The following is a 19098-nucleotide window of genomic DNA, read 5'->3' as shown; positions in this document are numbered from 1 at the left end:
TGATTTGGCTATACTAAATTACAATTAAGGTAATATAATGCTTACAAATAGCGACGAAAATCGACGAATAACCTTACAAAAGTGCATTTCATCGAGTTTTAACGGGTTAAAATCAATAATTGTAAGAATAATATTACATAAATATAACGGTTCAATTACGAATTCTTTTTGCATAGCCCAAAAAAGGGGTCTACCTTTGTTCCTTATTTGATAAAGATGTCTTGGCAGTCGTACCGTAAAGAGTTTACCTATAATATACAATTGGCTTATCCTGTGATTTTGGGTATGGTGGGACATACTTTAATTGGTATCGTTGATAATATTATGGTAGGTCGATTGGGAAGTACGGAATTGGCCGCGGTATCGCTGGGTAACAGTCTCATTTTTGTAGCAATGTCCTTGGGAATTGGGTTTTCAACCGCTTTGACTCCTCTGATTGCGCAAGCGGATGCCTCGAGCGATACCCAACAAATTCGTACCTATTTTCAGCACGGTTGGATTTTATGTACCCTTTTGGGCTGGATTTTATTCGGGTTGGTGGTGTTGTCCCTACCATTACTTAAACTATTGGGACAGCCCGAGGAAGTGTTAGTGCTCGCCGAACCTTTTTTGATACAGGTGGCTTTTTCATTGGTACCTTTGATAATGTATCAGGCTTACAAGCAGTTTGCCGATGGATTATCCTTGACCAAATATTCTATGTATGCCATTTTATTGGCCAATGTGGTGCACATCGTACTCAATTATATTTTTATTTACGGCTGGTGGATTATTCCTAAGATGGGCATACAAGGGGCTGCTTTAGGTACCGTTTTATCTCGAATAGCGATGTTAGTATTTATGCACGTTTTGCTTTATCGTCAACCGCAACTATGCGTGTATTTTTCAAAATTCCATTGGAAAAATTTACAGTTAAGAGTGGCCAAACAAATAGTTAATTTAGGAATTCCCTCCGCGTTGCAAATGTTGTTTGAAGTGGTTTTGTTTACTGCGGCGATTTGGTTATGCGGAACGATTGGAAAAACCAGTCAAGCGGCCAATCAAATCGCGTTGAGTTTGGCGTCGCTGACTTTCATGTTTGCTATGGGGCTTAGTGTGGTTTCAATGATTCGTGTGGGCAACTTCAAAGGAATGCAAGATTACAGAGGTTTAGTGCGCGTTGCCCGTTCCGTTTTTTTACTTACGGTTTTGGTTGAAATCGTTTTTGCTCTTTTTTTCATTGTCTTTCATGCCTATTTGCCTCAACTATTTCTCGATGTTGACAACACTGTGGAATTGTCAAATACCATGGAAGTGCTAACGATAGCCTCTAATTTATTAATTGTCGCTGCTTTTTTTCAAACTTCCGACGGCATACAAGTAGTGGTTTTGGGGGCACTTCGGGGACTCCAAGATGTGAAAATACCGATGTATATTACCTTTATAGCCTACTGGATAATTGGATTCCCATTATCGTTTTACCTCGGTAAGTATACCCCTTTGGGTGCAGTTGGGGTTTGGATAGGATTATTGGCAGGGTTGACATTTGCTGCATTTTTTTTGTATATTCGCTTTCATTATTTAACCAAGAAATTAATCCAAAATACAGTAAATTAATATACATCGCTACATTGCCCTATTCTTCAAGGTGTTGATTTTTAGATTTTGAAGCCAAATTTAGTCGCAAATTAGCCTTTTGTTTTATCATCTTTTTTAACTATTTTTTTCATGAATCTCCCAAAATTTGTACTGGCTGATAACGCTCAGTTTCCCGACGATCTTTTCGTTATTCATTTAGATTATCCTCGATTCATTATTAATTTGGCCAACGATGAGGTCGAAATATTTGATGATGTCGATGATGAAGACCAGGCTGAATTGGAGGCCGAAATGGAAGCCTTAATCCAACAAGCTGGTGAATTCTACGATGCTGAAATGGAAGATTTTGAATAAACAATTTTTTATCTATAATCCAACCTAAATTATGATCAAGAAGAATCTTAAAGCCTTACTATTGCTTTGCTTGGTAAGCACCGTAATGATTTCATGTGGAAGCGATTCCAATGAAGTAGTATTGAAATATGTGACAGACAAAACCTTGGCTGTTTCAAGGATCAATTTAAACGAACTCGATGGTAAACTTCCCAAAGAGGAAATCGCCAAAGACCCTAAGATGCAAAATATGTCCGAGAGTGAGAAAGAAGCTTTTCAACTCCTCATGAATGGTGAAAGTGCAGGAATCAATATGGACGAACCCATGTATATGATGGTTGATAATGTGAATAACGACATGGCGGTTTCTATCATCATGAGTTTGGATGATGTCAAAATTTTTGAACAAAAGTTTTCAAAACTCACCCGTAAAGAAGTCAAAGTAGATGCCACCAAAAAAACGGTTTATGCCGGTAGCGAATTGATCGGAACACTAGATGATGATGTACTTATTTTGTCAAAATTTACCAACTATAACAACAATTACGGTCAAAATTACCAAGAAACGGATGAGAAATATTACGCCGATTTCCGAGCACGGAAGGCAACCGAAAACGAATCCATACAAGAGCAAATAAAAATGGCACTTACCGAAGACACCGATATGAGTCTTTGGGTAAATCTGCATGGTGTGATTAATACGGCTTCCAAAGGATATATCGAGTCCTTGGCGGTCAATAAATTGCTCTTAAACGCAGCTTTAGCAGTTTCGGTACGTTTTGAAAAAGGGGAGATTGTTATGGCATCGCAAACGCATTTTAATGACGAAATGCGTAAGGTGGTTGAAAAATATTACCAAGGAAAAGGAGTCAACTATGATATGGTAAAAAACATAGAATTGGATGACACTTCGGGCTATGGAATAGGATTCTTCAGTATGGATTTGGTGCGTTATATGGTCAAAGAAGCAGGCTTGGAGTCGGCAGCTAATAACATGTTGGCTTCTCAAGAGTTAACCCTAGATGATGTCATGAATGCATTTACGGGGGATTTTGCGTATGCCAACTTTAAGTTCTTCCAAAATTACAGCGAAGACAATATGCAATATGGGGTGTATCCCAAACAAAATATGCTACTTGCCCTGGGAATCGATAAAGCAAAAGGTAAAAAGATGATGGATTTTATCAATACCAAAATGATGCCTATGATTCAAAGTCAAGGTGCCGTTCTCATGACCAATTCGATGATGGTAGTTGCTACAGAACCTGCCAAATTGGAAGGTATTAAAAAGAATAAAGTCGTCAACAATACCAAGTTGAATAAAGAATCAGGGTTGAACAGTATCTCGTGGATGGATGGCTCGCAAATCAATGAAGGTTTGCGTTATACCAACATGCGCGCCAATATCAAAGAAATTGTTTCCGCTGCCAAAGTGACCGATGGAGCTTTTACCTCAGAAATAAAAATTACATTAGATAAGAACAAAGAAAACGCGATTCATTACTTCATGGGGTATGAATAAACTCGGATTACATGCAGTTTTCCCCGTTTATTTCTCCCCTAAATTGGCGGAATCTTCGCTTTGGAAACAAGAAATTACCTTTGAAAAAGGCAACCCATACTTAATTGTTGCCCCTTCTGGGAGTGGGAAATCTACCTTAGCCACAGCGCTTTTCGGGAATCATTTTCAGTATGAAGGAACGATAACATACGATGGCCAAATCCTCCAAAATTTATCTTTGGAGGAATTGGTGCGTTTTCGTCAAAAAGGAATTCAACTGCTTTTTCAAGATGTACGCCTTATTCCTGATCAAACCATACGCGAAAATGTATTGATGCGAACGTTTGGCAAGGCTGATGCTGCAACCAAACACCTGTTGGAAGCCTATGCCCAACGCTTGGGTATCGCTAAAGTACTCGATCAAAAGGCCGCGCAATGTTCTTATGGAGAGCGGCAACGGGGAGCCATCTTACGGAGTTTGATTCATCCCGCCGATTTTTTGGTATATGACGAATGTTTTAGTCATTTGGACGCCGCCAACCGGAAAGCAGCCTATGATTTGATTATTGAAGTGGCGCTTTCCCACCAATCTGCAGTCCTTTTCTTTGAACTGAATGCTTTTGCATTCCCTCACCAATGTAACGTTTTACAGCTCTAATGAATCAATCTGTTTCCAAATCGGTTTGGGTTATCCCAGGACTTTTACTTGCATTTTTACTCGTGTTAGGGTGTGTTCAATTGTATAGCAATGCCAATGCGCTTTTTGGGACCAAAAACGAGGCATCTAATTATTGGATTACCTTATCCAAAACGATTACTCCTGATAATATCGGACGTAAAGAATTAATCGGTTTCAATGCCAATGATTTGGCCGAATTGCGAAAATGGAGTGAAGTAAAGCAAGTGTTTCCCATCATTTCCAATGATTTCAAAGTCTCAGCGGATGGCGGTAATTTCATTCCGTTTTACACCGACATGTACCTGGAAGCCGTTGATAATGAGGCAATCGATATTCCCGATTTGTCAACGTTTAAAGTTGAAAACAACGTCATTCCCATTGTTATCTCAAGGGAATATTTGAATTTGTACAACTACGGATTTGCGCTCAATCAAGGCTTGCCTCAAATTACAGAGGATTTTGCCAAAAAAATTGAAGTCAATATCAATTTGACCCTAAAAGACAAAAATGTAACGTATAAAGGGAGGTTGATCGGACTCAGTGATCGCATTCACTCGGTTTTAGTGCCCAAAGCTTTTTTGGATTCCCTTAATGCTACCCAATCTTTTTCACAAAAACATCGCGATATTTATACCCGTGTTTTGGTAAAAGTCAACGATGCAAAAGATGGCGGATTGATTGCCAAAATGGAGCAAAAAGGATACGAATCCAATCAAGAATCGCTGCGTTCGGCCAAGATTAAAGGGAAAATCATGTTGGTGTTGCAAGCCATCGCTTTACTCGGCGTTTTTATTCTGTTGTTGAGTGTCGTGTTGGTAATAAATTACATTAAAATGGCCTTTTTGGAGCGTCGGGAAGAAGTTTCCATCAAATATACTTTGGGCTATTCTCCCAAAAAAATGGTGCAACAAATTAGTTTCCGATTTAGCCGAATGCTGTTGGCTATATTGCTATTTACGTTAGGAATTCTTGCTGTAGCACAATATTCACTGTCAAAACTTTCCCTAAGTCAAGGCATGCTTTCACCGTATCTCGATCCTTGGTTGGGAGTTATTGCTCTTGTGATTCCTTTTGTAATGTATGCGGTCGTATTTCAGCTTATTTACCGTTGGTTATTACGGTCTTGGCGTTTAATTACTTAATCGTTGGGCATTTTCGCAAGTTCCAGTAACGCATGGGCCGCTGCGAAAGGTGACATTTGATGATTTGAAACGGTTTCTTTATAATGGTCAAGTGCTGCCAATACTTTAGGATGGGTAAAAAAGGTGGATTTCAAATGTTCCTGTATGGTTTCCAGCATCCAATATTCATTCTGGGCACTGCGTTTGGTTTCAAAATACCCATTATCTTGAGCCATCTTTTGATAAGCTACAATGGTTTCCCATACCGTATCAATGCCTTTTTTTTCAAAAGCACTGCATGTACTCACAAGTGGTGTCCAGCCGCTTTTTTTGGGTGGAAAAAGATGCAAAGCCCTTTGAAATTCGGTTTTGGCTAATTTCGCTTTGGCAACATTATCTCCATCGGCTTTATTGATTACAATCGCATCCGCCATCTCCATGATGCCGCGTTTGATGCCTTGAAGTTCATCACCGGCTCCCGCAATTTTTAAAAGTAAAAAAAAGTCCACCATGCTATGAACCGCAGTTTCGCTTTGTCCGACACCCACCGTTTCAATGATAATGGTATCAAATCCAGCCGCTTCACATAAAATAATGGTTTCCCTTGTTTTTCGGGCTACGCCACCCAAACTATCGCCCGCTGCACTGGGACGAATGTATGCATTTGGTGCTTTAACCAATTCTTCCATTCGGGTTTTGTCTCCCAAAATACTACCGTGCGATACCATACTGCTGGGATCAACGGCCAATACGGCAACTTTTTTCCCCAGTCCAGTGAGGTGCATTCCCAACGCTTCAATAAATGTGCTTTTTCCTACGCCAGGAACTCCAGTGATTCCAATACGCAAGGAATGATTGGCAAAAGGAAGACACCCATTGATTACGCAATTGGCTTTTTCAAGATGTTGGGGTTGTGTACTTTCAATAAGGGTAATCGCCCGACTCAATGCCGTGATATCTCCTTGACGTATGCCTTGAATTAAATCGGAGGCTGTGGGTAGTATGCGGCGTTTGGAAACTACCTGTTGCAACGCTTTTGCATTGACAATAGGAGGGGGAGGAATCCCTTTCTTTTCTTGTAAAGCCGATTTTTTACCCATTTGTTTTGTCACAACAAAAGTTTTCGTAAAGATATTAATTTCAACATGGGTTACCACATCAAATTTAGGGTTTAAAAAGGAATCTACTAAACCATTAAATTGTATTTTCATTCAAGCTTTTGCTACTGTATTTAGTTGGTGTAAAAAAGGAGTATGTTCTGCATTGAATTTCCAATTTCATGGTTAACGGTATATTTGTGGTACAGATTACTGATTTAATAGGCCGAAAGCTTCCTTTTTTGGGAACAAAACTTTATTTTTACGCAAACTATACTGAAAATAAAATGGCTATTTCTCCAGAACTTTTAGTCCGTCTTGAAGCGATTGTCGGGCCTTCCTATATTTCCATCGACCCCGAAGTATTGAAGCACTACGGACATGACGAAACGGAAGATTTGGTGTTTCCTCCCAATGTAGTGGTAAAACCCGGTTCGACACAAGAGATTGCTGAGCTCATTAAGGTAGCCAATACGTATAAAATGCCTGTAACTCCTATTGGTGCACGCACGGGTTTAAGTGGAGGTGCCTTATGCGTTTATGAAGGTATCGGGTTGTCGATGGAGCGATTGAATTCGATTATTGAAATTGACGAGCAAAATTTACAAGTCACGGTTGAACCCGCCGTAATCACTCAGGTGTTGCGCGAAGCAGTGGCCGAAAAAGGACTGTTCTATCCCGTCGACCCGAGTAGTATGGGGAGCTGTTTCATAGGGGGAAATGTGGCCGAAAATTCAGGAGGAGCCCGCGCTGTAAAATACGGGGTGACAAAAGATTATGTGTTAAATTTAGAAGTGGTATTGCCCAATGGAGAAATTATTTGGACCGGAGCCAATACTTTGAAAAATTCAACGGGTTACAATTTGACACAATTAATGGTGGGAAGCGAAGGAACTCTGGGCATCATCACAAAAATTGTATTGAAGTTGATTCCTCAAAACACCCATAATATTCTTATGTTGGTGCCGTTTTTTAAAGCGGAGGAAGCTTGTGAAGCCGTTTCAGCACTATTCCGAGCAGGGATTGTGCCCAGTGCTTTGGAGTTTATGGAACGCGATGCGATTGATTTTGCTTTACGCTATGTGGAAGGGATTTCAGTGACAGTCCCCGATGCTGTTCAAGCCCATTTGTTGATAGAAGTTGACGGAAATTATCCCGAAGTGTTGATGCAAGAGGCAGAGAAAATTATGCATGTGGTGGAACAATTTACTATTGATGAAATATGGTTCGCCGATACCGAAGATCAAAAGAAAGCCCTCTGGAAGATGCGACGTTCAGTTGCCGAAGCCGTTAAAGCCAATTCAGTTTACAAAGAAGAAGACACCGTAGTGCCCCGCTACATGTTGCCCGAATTGTTGACAGGGGTGAAAAAAATAGGAGACAAATACGGATTTAAATCGGTATGCTACGGACATGCAGGTGATGGAAATCTCCACATCAATATTCTTAAAGGTGATTTATCAGATGCGCATTGGACAAATGAGGTGCCCAAAGGGATTCGTGAAATATTTGAGCTGACGGTTCGTTTAAAAGGAACACTATCGGGAGAGCATGGTATTGGATTGGTGCAAAAGAATTATATGGATATTGCGTTTTCTAAAGTGCATTTGGAATTGATGGAACGAATTAAACATGTATTTGACCCCAATAACATTTTAAATCCTGGAAAAATTTTCCCCGACCATTTATAATTTTTAGATAAAAAATGATTTCAGAAGATCAATTTGAATACGAAATACAAACCATTATTGCCAATGCCATTCGGGAAGATGTGGGTGATGGCGATCATAGTTCGCTCGCTTGTATTCCCGCTAATGCCCTAGGAAAAGCCAAATTGTTGGTAAAAGATGAAGGCGTAATTGCGGGTGTAGCTTTTGCCCAAAAGGTTTTTCAGTATGTCGATCCTGACATGCAGGTGGATGTGTTCATCGCCGATGGCACGCGTGTTCACTTTGGCGATGTTGTTTTCCATGTGTCAGGGCGATCGCAATCCATTTTAAAAGCAGAACGATTGGTATTGAATGCCATGCAACGCATGAGTGCTATTGCCACAAAAACAAGACAGTATGTAGATTTATTGCAAGGAACGGGAACTAAAATTTTGGATACCCGCAAAACCACCCCAGGATTTCGAGCGTGTGAAAAATGGGCTGTAAAAATAGGAGGAGGGGAGAACCATCGATTTGCCTTGTATGATATGATTATGTTGAAAGACAATCACAACGACTTTGCAGGCGGAATCACAGCGGCCATTCAAAAAACAAAAGCCTATTTGGCCGAAACACAGCGCGATTTGAAGATTATTGTTGAAGCTCGAAATTTAGCTGAAATTGAAGAAATTCTTCAATCCGAGGGGATTCATCGCATTCTTATCGATAATTTTAATTTTGAAGATACCCGAAAAGCGGTGGCGCTAATTGGGAATCGCTGTCAAACGGAATCATCAGGAAATATCAATGAAAAAACCATATGCGAATACGCTGCTAGTGGGGTGAATTATATTTCCTCGGGCGCGCTTACCCATTCAGTGTATAATATGGATTTGAGTTTAAAAGCCATCGAGTAATGACACAACGCACAGAGGAGTTCATTCATAAAATCCCAATCATCCGTCAGCTTATCCAATTGTTGGATCGGATTACGTTGCCTTGGCTTTATGGATTGTCCTTCTATGAATTGATTGCCTTTTACATCAGGGGTATTTTCGAAAATGCCGTTTCCAATCGCGCTGCCTCGATTGCGTTCAGCTTTTTTATGGCGCTTTTCCCTTTTGCGTTATTCATTTTCAACCTAATCCCTTTCATTCCCATAGAAGGATTTCAAACTGATTTTATGGAATTTGTGCAGGAAAGCGTTCCACCCACTACTTTTGAAGCCATTTCCAAAATCGTGGACGATATTTTACATCATTCCCATTCAGGTTTGCTGTCCATTGGTTTTTTCATGTCTGTTTTTCTGATGACCAATGGGGTAAATGCTATTCTCATCGGATTTGAATCTTCCTCGCATGTTCGAATTAAACGAAAATTTATTCGTCAATATTTGGTAGCCTTGGGTATTTCCATGTTGTTATCGCTTTTATTGTTAATCACTGTGGCTGCCATTATCGTTTTTGAAATTTTTATCCAAAAAATTAAAATACAAGACGTACTTTCCGAAGATATTCCCCTCATTCAAATGGGACGGTATGCATTTGTAATTCTAATGATTTTGCTCACTACTTCCATCTTATTTAAATATGGTATCAAACGCGACAAACGACGTTCATTTATCTCCATTGGTTCCGTGTTTACGACCCTGTTGATTATCGGTACGTCGTACCTTTTTGGGATTTGGGTGGTCAAGTTTTCTAAATACAATGAGTTATACGGATCGATTGGTACACTTTTAGTCGTGATGTTTTATATTTGGGTCAACAGTGCCATCTTATTGTTGGGGTTTGAATTGAATGGAACCATTAATACATTGAAATATAGAGAAGAATTAAAAAAACAAAACAAAGAAACGCTATGAAAAAAAGTCTTATTTTGTTGGGATTGTTCCTAACTACGTCCCTCTATTCGCAGACCATTTTAGGAAAATGGAAAACCATTGACGATGCTACGGGTAAAGAGAAAAGTATCGTTGAAATCTATGAACAAAACGGAAAAATTTATGGTCGCATTATTGAGGTACTCGACCCCGCCGCTAAAAATAAAAAATGCGATCTATGCGAGGGTGCTGACAAAAACAAGCCTGTCGAAGGATTAATTATAATCAAAGGGTTGAAGAAAGACGATGATGAATTTACCGGAGGCACCATTACCGATCCCAAAACGGGTAAAGTTTACAAATGCACGATCTCACTTGACGGAAATGATAAGCTCAAAGTGCGTGGTTATGTTGGTTTTTCGCTTTTGGGACGTACACAATATTGGATAAAAGTTAAGAAAAGCTAGGTGTTTTTTGCCGAAGTCATTTTACCGTTAGCCTTACCTCGAACCTTTACCTATGCGGTGACCGAGGCCGAATACCATTATTTACAACCCGGAATGCGTGTTGTGGTTCCCTTTGGAAAACGGAAAATGTATACGGCTTTGGTCCATCATGTGCATCAAACGCCACCCCAATTGTATGAGGCCAAATCGATTGACCATATTTTGGATGAGTCGCCTTTGGTCAATGCGCTTCAGTTGAACCATTGGCAGTGGATTGCCTCGTATTATATGTGTTCACTGGGCGAGGTATATCGTGGAGCGCTGCCCGCTGCATTTATTTTGGAAAGTGAAACGCAACTTCATTTTCGACCAGAGGCGCAAGTAGATAATAGTTCTTTGACCGACGACGAGTATATGATTTATGAGGCATTGCAACACCAGTCTTCCTTGACGATGCAATTGGCTTCTTCAATTTTAAATCGCAAAAACGCATACCCTGTCGTGCAGTCCTTGTTGCAAAAAGGGGTGCTTGCTTTGCATGAAGAAGTGCAGCATACCTACAAGCCCAAATGGGTGAAGTATGTGCGATTGTCTAATGCCTATACCGAAGAAAACCAGTTGGTTGACTTATTAGATTGTTTAAAAAGTTCGCGTCAAAAAGAGGCTGTTTTGGGGTATTTTCAATGCCAAGCCGAAAGTCAAAAGCCAATTTCCGTAAAGCAATTGAAAGAGAAATCTGGCGCAAGTGACGCAGTTATAAATGCACTAATAGCTAAAGGAGTTTTTGAAACCTATTTATTGCAAGAGGATCGGGTAGACTTTTCGGGGGCATTTCAACCCTATGCCATCACCTTAAGTGTAGCCCAACAAGAAGCATACGATGCGTTGCGCCTAGCTTTCAAAACCAACCCCGTAGTTCTTCTGCATGGCGTAACGGGATCGGGAAAAACGGAGCTCTATATAAAAATGATTGAGGCAACGATACAAACCGGAAAGCAAGTCCTTTATTTGTTGCCCGAAATTGCCTTAACCACCCAATTAGTACAACGGTTAACACGTTATTTTGGGAATACAGTCAGCGTGTTTCATTCTAAATATTCTAACAACGAGCGTGTTGAGGTTTGGTATAATGTTTTACAACAAAATCCAACGGCGCAAATTGTAATCGGAGCGCGTTCGGCTTTGTTTTTACCCTTTTCCAATTTAGGGCTAGTTTTGGTCGATGAAGAGCATGAACAAACGTTCAAGCAACAAGATCCTGCGCCTCGCTATCATGCCCGTGATGCAGCGATTGTTTTAGCGCAAGCTCATGGCGCAAATACACTTTTAGGATCGGCTACCCCGAGTATTGAAACGTATTATAATGTGAAAATTGGAAAATACGGGGTAGTGAATCTTTCGGAACGATTTGGGAAAACACCACTCCCTGAAGTGCAATTGGTCGATTTAAAAGAGGCTTATTTCAAAAAACAAATGAAAGGGCATTTCAGTGTCGTAATGCTTGACGCTATAGCTGAAGCTTTAGCGATGGGCGAACAAGTAATTTTGTTTCAAAACCGCCGTGGATTTGCGCCGGTTATGGAGTGTATGACGTGTGGACATATTCCGCAATGTACCAATTGCAATGTAAGTTTAACATATCATAAGTTCAAAAACCAGTTGCGCTGTCACTATTGTGGCTATGCGATTGCCAAACCCTCCCATTGCCATGCTTGTTCGAGCACCGATTTGATAACTAAAGGAATTGGAACAGAGCAAATTGAGATGGATTTGGCTCAAATTTTCCCTCAAAGCAACATCAAGCGAATGGATCAAGATACGACGCGGGGAAAATACAGTTTCGAAAAGTTAATCGACAGTTTTAAGAATAGGGAAATTGACATTTTAGTAGGTACTCAAATGCTGGCTAAAGGCTTGGACTTTGATAATGTATCGCTTGTCGGAATTATTAATGCGGATAATTTACTGTATTATCCCGATTTCAGAGCATTTGAACGTAGCTTTCAGTTGCTGACTCAGGTTGCAGGGCGTGCCGGTCGGTCGGAAAAGCAGGGCAAAGTGATTATTCAAACGTATAATCCATTGCACAATACGATTCAACAAGTGACGCATCATAGTTATACAGAAATGTTCAAAGAGCAATTGTATGACCGTCAAATTTACAAATATCCACCCTATTATCGCTTGATTCGCCTTACACTCAAACACCGTGATTTTGGGAAATTAAAGGAGGGGAGTTTATGGTTGTTTCAAGGGTTGAAACAACAAATTGACAGTCCTGTTTTGGGTCCCGAAGAACCTGCGATCAACAAAATTCGCAATGAATATTTACGTACGATTTTGATCAAAACACCGGCCAATCAGTCGGTAACGGGCATAAAAAAAACTATCCAACGCCTTTTGGATAGTTTTGATACGGTAGCACAATACCGAACGATAAAAGTTACGGTAAATGTGGATTACTACTAAGCGATAGCCAAAGCCTTGATTAAATCATCTTTTTTGTTGCGACTCAACGGTATTTTTGTAACTCCGATTTCGGCGTATTTACTGTTGAAGCGCTCTACTTTGTCTATATTAATAATATACGACTTGTGTACGCGAATGAATTTTTCTTTAGAAAGATCTTTTTCAAATGATTTCATCGTCGAAAGTACCAAGTTGGTGTCTTCTTCGGTTACAACTTTTACGTAATCACCATAGGCCTCAATCCACTTGATTTTGTTCGTGTATACCTTGAGTTTTTTAAGATTACTCTTAATGAAGATGTGTTCACCTTCTTCTTCATGGTTTTCACGGCGTAACATGTGTTGTTCTAGAGCACGCTTTACAGAGGCGTTAAAACGTTCTAAAACGATAGGCTTTTGTAGATAATCTGTAGCGTCATAATCGAACGCCTTGAGTGCATATTCCGCTTTTGAGGTAATGAAAATAACTTGCGGCTTTACTTTTAAACCGTCAATAAAATCAAAACCACTAATAACAGGCATCTCTACATCCAGGAAGATTAAATCCACGGTATGTACGGTCATGCAGTTCTTCGCTTCAATTGCATTAGAAAAATCACCTACTAAATGTAAATTTGGATGATTATTTACTAACTTTGCAATCACCATTCGTTGTAATGAACTGTCGTCAACTACTACACAATTTAACTTCATAATTTAGTGTTGTTATAGATTTGGTGACGCTAAAGTATAAGGTTAAAATTAAATAACCTAATTTTTATCGGCTTTTTTTGCACTTTAGCGAATATTTTTAATTTTATGTTGTTCGGTAAAATATTTTTAGTAACTTCGCGCCCAATTTGAATTTTTTAATTATTTCTATTATGAAACATTATGAAACTGTTTTCATTTTAAATCCCGTTTTATCTGAAGTTCAGGTAAAGGAAACAGTAAGCAAGTTCGAGGATTTTCTTACTTCCAAGGGTTCTAAAATGGTGTCAAAAGAGGATTGGGGCTTAAAAAAATTAGCTTACGAAATCCAACACAAGAAAAGTGGTTTTTACCATTTATTTGAATTCCAAGCTTCTCCAGAAGTGTTAATCCAATTTGAAACGGAATTCCGTCGCGATGAGCGCGTGATGCGTTTCTTGACAGTAGCGTTAGACAAACACGCTATTTCTTGGGCAGAACGAAGAAGAGAAAAATTAAAATCTAAAGCGTAAGGATCATGTCAACAATCGAACAATCAGCAAAAGGAAAAAAAGACGGAGATATTAGATATCTTACGCCTTTGAACATTGAAACCAACAAAACAAAAAAATATTGTCGTTTCAAAAAATCTGGAATCAAGTATATTGATTACAAAGATCCAGACTTCTTATTAAAGTTTGTAAACGAGCAAGGTAAAATTTTACCACGTCGTTTGACTGGAACTTCTTTAAAATACCAAAGAAAAGTTTCTGTAGCTATCAAAAGAGCGCGTCACTTGGCTTTAATGCCTTACGTTGCAGATTTATTAAAATAATAAGGAGAAAAGATTATGGAACTCATTTTAAAACAAGACGTTCAGAATTTAGGTTTTAAAGACGATATCGTAAGTGTGAAACCCGGTTACGGTCGCAACTTCCTAATTCCTCAAGGATTGGCTACGTTGGCTACTCCTTCGGCTAAAAAAGTATTGGCTGAAAACTTAAAGCAAAAAGCACACAAAGAAGCTAAAGTTGTTGCTGACGCACAAGCCTTGGCTGAAGCTTTAAAAGCATTAGATATTAAAATTACAGCAAAAGCGGGCGGCGATAAATTGTTTGGTTCGGTAACCAACATCGATATCGCTGAAGCATTAGAAAAAGCAGGTCACTCAATTGATCGTAAATTTATCACTAGCGGTACGGTTAAGCGTACAGGAAAATATTCGGCTAGCGTTCGTTTACACCGTTCAGTGATTGTTGATTTGGCTTACGAAATCGTTGCTGAGCAATAATTTAAACTACGTTATTATACAATCCCGTTCTTTTGGACGGGATTTTTTTTGACCTTACCCTCATGAAATACAAACGACTGACCAAAGAGCAATTTGAAGCGTTGCATTCAGAATTTACGAATTTCTTGGCCTCACAATCCATTGACAAAAAGGAATGGGACGAATTGAAAGCTCAAAAGCCCGAAGTGGCGGAGCAAGAACTCGATGTGTTTTCCGATTTAATCTGGGAAGGGGTATTGGACAAGGCTTCCTATTTGGAGCATTTTTCTCCCCAGCACATTTTTTTGTTCCATTGCCAAGAGACCTCCATGCATTCCATCATCATCAAAACCAATGTTCAAGGCGTTGATTTTTTACAAAAAGAAGGATTAACGTGGTTATCACAACACCTTTTTACTCCCGAAGTTGAAATCCATACGGGTATGAAAAAATACGACGGCGATCGCAATCTAGCTTTGTTTGAATTGATTACCCAAGGTGCAATTCTAAGTGAAGGTCAATTGTATGGTCAGTTGTATGAAATCCTAAATCAATCCTAAGCTATTTTCCAAAAAATGGCTACATTAGTCCTGAAAAAAAACAGTATTTATGGAGCCTGCGCAACGTATTTTTCAGTTACGTGAAACTTTAGATCAACACAATTACCACTATTACGTGTTGGACCAACCCACGATATCAGATTATGAGTTTGACCAATTACTGAAAGAGCTCCAAGCGCTTGAAAATCAATTTCCCGAATTTTTTGACCCTAATTCTCCTACCCAACGCGTAGGAGGGATGGTTACCAAAAACTTTGAAACGATTGTCCATGAATCGCGTATGTATTCGCTTGATAATTCGTACTCACGTGAGGATTTGATTGATTGGGAGAATCGCATTCAAAAAATGTTGGGTGCTATTCCTGTGCACTACACTTGCGAATTAAAATACGACGGTGCTTCTATCAGTATCACTTATGAAAACGGATCCTTAGTTCGCGCCGTTACCCGTGGCGATGGATTTCAAGGCGATGAAGTTACCGCCAACATCAAAACAATCAAATCGGTACCATTAAAACTCAAAGGTAATTTTCCACCTAAGTTTTACATCCGTGGGGAAATTATTCTGCCGCTAGATGGATTTGAAAAAATGAACCAAGAATTACTTGAGAAAGGCGAAACTCCCTATTCCAATCCGAGAAATACCGCTTCGGGTAGTTTAAAGTTACAAGACAGTAGCGAAGTCGCGCATCGTCCTCTCGATTGTTTGTTGTACAATATTGTGGGAAATAATCTCCCATTTCAAACCCAGTTCGACGGACTTCAAGCGGCGAGACAATGGGGTTTTAAAGTGCCTAATCAATCCAAATTAACCCAAAATTTACAAGAGGTTTTTGAATTTATCGAGTATTGGGATGTGCACCGTCATGAGTTACCCTATGAAACCGATGGTGTCGTTATTAAAGTTAACGATTTACACCTTCAAGAGGAGTTGGGTTTTACGGCAAAAGCCCCACGTTGGGCCATAGCGTATAAATTCAAATCGGAACAAGTTACAACCTTCTTGAATTCAATCACTTACCAAGTTGGTCGAACGGGAGCGATAACTCCAGTGGCCAATCTCGAACCCGTACAGTTGGCAGGGACCATTGTCAAACGAGCTTCTTTACACAATGCTGATCAAATAGAGAAGTTGGATGTGCGTATTGGGGATCATGTTTTTGTGGAAAAAGGAGGTGAAATCATACCCAAAATCATTGGCGTAGCCCAACGAGGCCCTGCATTGCATCCGGTGGAATACATTACCCATTGTCCCGAGTGCCAAACCGAATTGATTCGTAAAGAAGGGGAAGCCCAGCACTACTGTCCCAATTACTACGGATGTCCGCCTCAAATAATTGGCCGCATTGAACATTATATTTCTCGAAAAGCCATGGATATTGAGGGATTGGGTGGTGAGACTGTAGCTTTGTTGTACGCTAATGGGTTGGTGCAGGATTATTCCGATTTGTATGAATTGACAGTAGATCAGGTTATTCGACTGGAACGTATGGCTCAGAAAAGTTCGGAAAATCTAACTCTAGGCATTGAAAAGTCGAAAGAAGTTCCCTTCGAACGGGTTTTATTTGCTTTAGGAATTCGGTATGTGGGGGAAACTATTGCCAAAAAGTTGGCGCGTCATTATAAATCCATCGAAGCACTACAAACCGCGTCGTTACTCGATTTGATGTTGGTGGATGAAATTGGTGAACGAATTGCCCAAAGCGTCATTGAGTTTTTTGATAATACCAATAACCAACGTATCATTCAACGATTGAAACAATTTGGGATTCAGTTTGCTGTAGTAGAGCAATTTAATCCCAACGCCACTCAAAAGTTATTGGGTAAAACCTTTGTAGTTTCGGGCGTTTTTGAAAAATTTAACCGTGATGAGTTGAAACAATCCATTGAAGATAATGGCGGTAAAGTGGGAAGTTCCATTTCGGCCAAAACCGATTATGTTATTGCTGGAGCCAATATGGGGCCCGCAAAATTGGAAAAAGCAAATCAATTAGGAGTTCCGATCATTTCTGAAGATGATTATTTAACGTTTTTACATGAAAATTGATAAAATAGCTTTAGCTTTTTTTATTTTTTTTTCAATCATGGCTACTGTTTCCCGTGCATTGGAATGGAACGGGATATTATTGTTATGCAAACCTTTAATCATACCTTCACTTACATTTTATTATTTAGGGAATACTAAAAAAGTTTCTAGGAGTGTCACCCTTTTCTTAATATCCTGTTTTATTGGGGATGCAATTGCACTTTTTAACTTTGAGCATGAAATATTTTATTTATTGGTACCCTTTTTTGTAGGTAATCTTGTCATTATTCGTTTAGCTTTCCTAGAATGTAAGCGCTTTTATTGGGATGCTATTAATGTTGTTTCATTGCTTTTAATTCTCTTACTGCTGGGTTATTTGTGGGTGACAGTTGTTAGTTTTTTTTGGGATGAAACAGGATTTCTTTTTTTTGCCATTGCTATCTTTGGACTTACGTTACTAGTAATGAATGTGCTGACAGCATACAATGGTCTTTCTTCTATGAAGTTTTCCAATTTATATTTATTACTAACTTCTATTTCGATACTAGTTTCACAAGTGTTTTATGTACTTTACACCATTAAAATTCAATTGGACATTTTAGATCTTATACATCAATTATGTCATTATTTATCTTACTTATCATTAGTTCTATTTATTTTGAATTATCCAAAATATAAAGTTAAAGAATCATGATTTTTATTTAAATCAAAGTGTTTTTATTTCAGCGATTTCATTAAAAATTAATCCTTAAGAGATTTATTATAAAAAATACATTAACTTTAAACTATGAATTCAAAATTTTCACATCAATTAATAACAGGATTTACATTGCTCTATTTCATTAACGGGGGCTTTGAATTGGTGGGGGAGTATTTTCGAATTTTACCACTTATATACGTTACAAAGCCCTTGATTCCTCTGATTTTGATGGGGATGTACTTTTGGATTTCAAAGCAAAGAAGCTATATTTTTGTAGGGATAATGGTGTTTTCCGCGTTAACCAACCTTATGTTTATTCCCAACACGATCGAAAGTTTATTTTATGGCATCATTTGTTTTACCATACACCGATTGTTTCTTTTGTATTTTATTTTGAATCATGTAAAAATTAAATACTGGCTTGCCTTTTTACTGGCGACGCTTCCTCTTGCATTTATCTTTTTTTATTTATTTGCCGCCAATGATGTGCCAGATAACGCTGTAGCTATGGTGTTTTTTCACAATATTATTGCCGCTGTTTTTGGGGGATTAGCCATTTCAGTATATGTGATGGACGATAACCAAGTACATTCACTTCTTTTAATCAGTATCTTGTTATTTTTGGGTTTGCAATTGGTAATTTATATCGAAAAGTACTACTTAGCCGAGGTTCATTCACAAATAATGCGTCCCTTGGCTATGTTGTTGAATGTATTAGGATTTTATGCTTTTTATCGTTTTGCGTTAGCCGCTGAATCACCCAATTTCAATCGAAGTACCTTTCGACGCTAACTGTTTATTGTTGGTAAGGTAAAAATCGATACGCCCTAAATTCAGTCCGTAGCATCCAACTTGATTAATCAAAACTTTTTTCCCAGCACGATTCAACTCAACAATCGGTTTGTCCAAAAAAGTGTGGGTATGTCCCCCGATGATTAAGTCGATGTTTTCTGTTTTTTGCGCCAAAAGAACATCACAAATTTTTGAAGCATCATCGTTATACTTAAATCCTAAATGGGAGAGGCAAATGACCAGGTCACATTTTTTTTCATCACGTAGCACTCGGGCTGTATCCGATGCAATTTCCACAGGATCCAAGTACTTTGTTTCTTTACTGTTGCGTACATCGACAAGACCTTGTAAAGCAATGCCTAATCCAAAAATACCAATCTTTACACC

The 19098-nt window shown here is 39.0% G+C and carries 19 protein-coding genes and 1 pseudogene; 17 read left to right on the top strand and 3 right to left on the bottom strand.

From position 1 onward, the window contains the following. The first annotated feature begins 216 nt into the window (after positions 1-216). The 5 genes from Q0037_RS03680 to Q0037_RS03660 all read left to right on the top strand — a co-directional run bounded on the left by Q0037_RS03680 (position 217) and on the right by Q0037_RS03660 (position 5233). On the top strand, positions 217-1596 hold the full coding sequence (locus tag Q0037_RS03680) for an MATE family efflux transporter (RefSeq protein WP_297515619.1): 1380 nt from the start codon (positions 217-219) through the stop codon (positions 1594-1596). Between the two features lie 111 nt (positions 1597-1707). Next, positions 1708-1932 (top strand): hypothetical protein, encoded by a 225-nt coding sequence (locus Q0037_RS03675; protein WP_297515617.1) that lies wholly within the window; start codon positions 1708-1710, stop codon positions 1930-1932. A gap of 31 nt (positions 1933-1963) precedes the next feature. Next, positions 1964-3433, top strand: coding sequence for a DUF4836 family protein (locus Q0037_RS03670; protein ID WP_297515614.1), 1470 nt, complete (start codon positions 1964-1966; stop codon positions 3431-3433). Beyond that, on the top strand, positions 3426-4070 hold the full coding sequence (locus Q0037_RS03665) for an ATP-binding cassette domain-containing protein (protein WP_297515611.1): 645 nt from the start codon (positions 3426-3428) through the stop codon (positions 4068-4070). The genes Q0037_RS03670 and Q0037_RS03665 overlap by 8 nt, the downstream gene beginning before the upstream one ends. Beyond that, the gene (locus Q0037_RS03660) at positions 4070-5233 is read left to right on the top strand and encodes an FtsX-like permease family protein (RefSeq protein ID WP_297515609.1); all 1164 of its coding nucleotides are present in this window, start codon (positions 4070-4072) and stop codon (positions 5231-5233) included. The genes Q0037_RS03665 and Q0037_RS03660 overlap by 1 nt, the downstream gene beginning before the upstream one ends. Here the strand turns inward: Q0037_RS03660 and meaB are convergent. Continuing rightward, entirely contained in the window at positions 5230-6312 is a 1083-nt protein-coding gene (gene meaB, locus Q0037_RS03655; protein ID WP_297515622.1) for a methylmalonyl Co-A mutase-associated GTPase MeaB, read from the bottom strand. The genes Q0037_RS03660 and meaB overlap by 4 nt on opposite strands. Positions 6313-6596: 284 nt before the next feature. Here meaB and Q0037_RS03650 point away from each other — a divergent pair, with 284 nt between their 5' ends. From Q0037_RS03650 to priA, 5 genes are read left to right on the top strand one after another with little or no spacing between them, the layout of a single operon-like run. Then, positions 6597-8000 (top strand): FAD-linked oxidase C-terminal domain-containing protein, encoded by a 1404-nt coding sequence (locus Q0037_RS03650; protein WP_297515606.1) that lies wholly within the window; start codon positions 6597-6599, stop codon positions 7998-8000. 14 nt (positions 8001-8014) lie between these two features. Beyond that, positions 8015-8875, top strand: a complete 861-nt coding sequence (nadC, locus tag Q0037_RS03645; RefSeq protein ID WP_297515604.1) for a carboxylating nicotinate-nucleotide diphosphorylase — start codon at positions 8015-8017, stop codon at positions 8873-8875. Then, entirely contained in the window at positions 8875-9822 is a 948-nt protein-coding gene (locus Q0037_RS03640; RefSeq protein ID WP_297515601.1) for a YihY/virulence factor BrkB family protein, read from the top strand. Before nadC ends, Q0037_RS03640 begins: the two co-directional genes overlap by 1 nt. Then, complete coding sequence (locus Q0037_RS03635) at positions 9819-10247, top strand: DUF2147 domain-containing protein (RefSeq protein WP_297515598.1); 429 nt, start codon at positions 9819-9821, stop codon at positions 10245-10247. The genes Q0037_RS03640 and Q0037_RS03635 overlap by 4 nt, the downstream gene beginning before the upstream one ends. Then, positions 10248-12695, top strand: coding sequence for a primosomal protein N' (priA, locus tag Q0037_RS03630; protein ID WP_297515595.1), 2448 nt, complete (start codon positions 10248-10250; stop codon positions 12693-12695). Here the strand turns inward: priA and Q0037_RS03625 are convergent. Next, complete coding sequence (locus Q0037_RS03625) at positions 12692-13387, bottom strand: LytTR family DNA-binding domain-containing protein (RefSeq protein ID WP_129462356.1); 696 nt, start codon at positions 13385-13387, stop codon at positions 12692-12694. The two genes, priA and Q0037_RS03625, sit on opposite strands and share 4 nt — an antisense overlap. 170 nt (positions 13388-13557) lie before the next feature. Here Q0037_RS03625 and rpsF point away from each other — a divergent pair, with 170 nt between their 5' ends. From rpsF to Q0037_RS03590, 7 genes are all read left to right on the top strand, one after another. Further along, positions 13558-13896: a 30S ribosomal protein S6 gene (gene rpsF, locus Q0037_RS03620; protein WP_073362646.1), complete on the top strand. Its 339-nt coding sequence runs from the start codon at positions 13558-13560 to the stop codon at positions 13894-13896. A gap of 5 nt (positions 13897-13901) precedes the next feature. After that, the gene (rpsR, locus tag Q0037_RS03615) at positions 13902-14198 is read left to right on the top strand and encodes a 30S ribosomal protein S18 (RefSeq protein ID WP_297515587.1); all 297 of its coding nucleotides are present in this window, start codon (positions 13902-13904) and stop codon (positions 14196-14198) included. 15 nt (positions 14199-14213) lie between these two features. Then, entirely contained in the window at positions 14214-14654 is a 441-nt protein-coding gene (rplI, locus tag Q0037_RS03610) for a 50S ribosomal protein L9 (protein ID WP_297515585.1), read from the top strand. A gap of 62 nt (positions 14655-14716) precedes the next feature. Continuing rightward, positions 14717-15193: a DUF6495 family protein gene (locus Q0037_RS03605; protein WP_297515583.1), complete on the top strand. Its 477-nt coding sequence runs from the start codon at positions 14717-14719 to the stop codon at positions 15191-15193. A 49-nt stretch (positions 15194-15242) separates the two neighbouring features. Further along, entirely contained in the window at positions 15243-17240 is a 1998-nt protein-coding gene (ligA, locus tag Q0037_RS03600; protein ID WP_297515582.1) for an NAD-dependent DNA ligase LigA, read from the top strand. Next, on the top strand, positions 17230-17913 hold the full coding sequence (locus tag Q0037_RS03595) for a hypothetical protein (RefSeq protein ID WP_297515580.1): 684 nt from the start codon (positions 17230-17232) through the stop codon (positions 17911-17913). The genes ligA and Q0037_RS03595 overlap by 11 nt, the downstream gene beginning before the upstream one ends. A 93-nt stretch (positions 17914-18006) precedes the next feature. Then, positions 18007-18711 carry a hypothetical protein gene (locus Q0037_RS03590; protein ID WP_297515577.1) on the top strand — a complete coding sequence of 235 codons (705 nt, stop codon included), beginning with the start codon at positions 18007-18009 and terminating at the stop codon, positions 18709-18711. Here the strand turns inward: Q0037_RS03590 and Q0037_RS03585 are convergent. Beyond that, positions 18676-19098, bottom strand: a pseudogene (locus Q0037_RS03585) (bifunctional metallophosphatase/5'-nucleotidase); the annotation flags it as partial. The gene Q0037_RS03590 and the pseudogene Q0037_RS03585 sit on opposite strands and share 36 nt — an antisense overlap.

Source organism: Flavobacterium sp. (assembly GCF_027482425.1).
Classification (GTDB): Bacteria; Bacteroidota; Bacteroidia; order Flavobacteriales; family Flavobacteriaceae; genus Flavobacterium.
The sequence above is the reverse complement of the archived record's forward strand: the minus strand, read 5'-3'. Positions and strand labels throughout refer to the sequence as shown.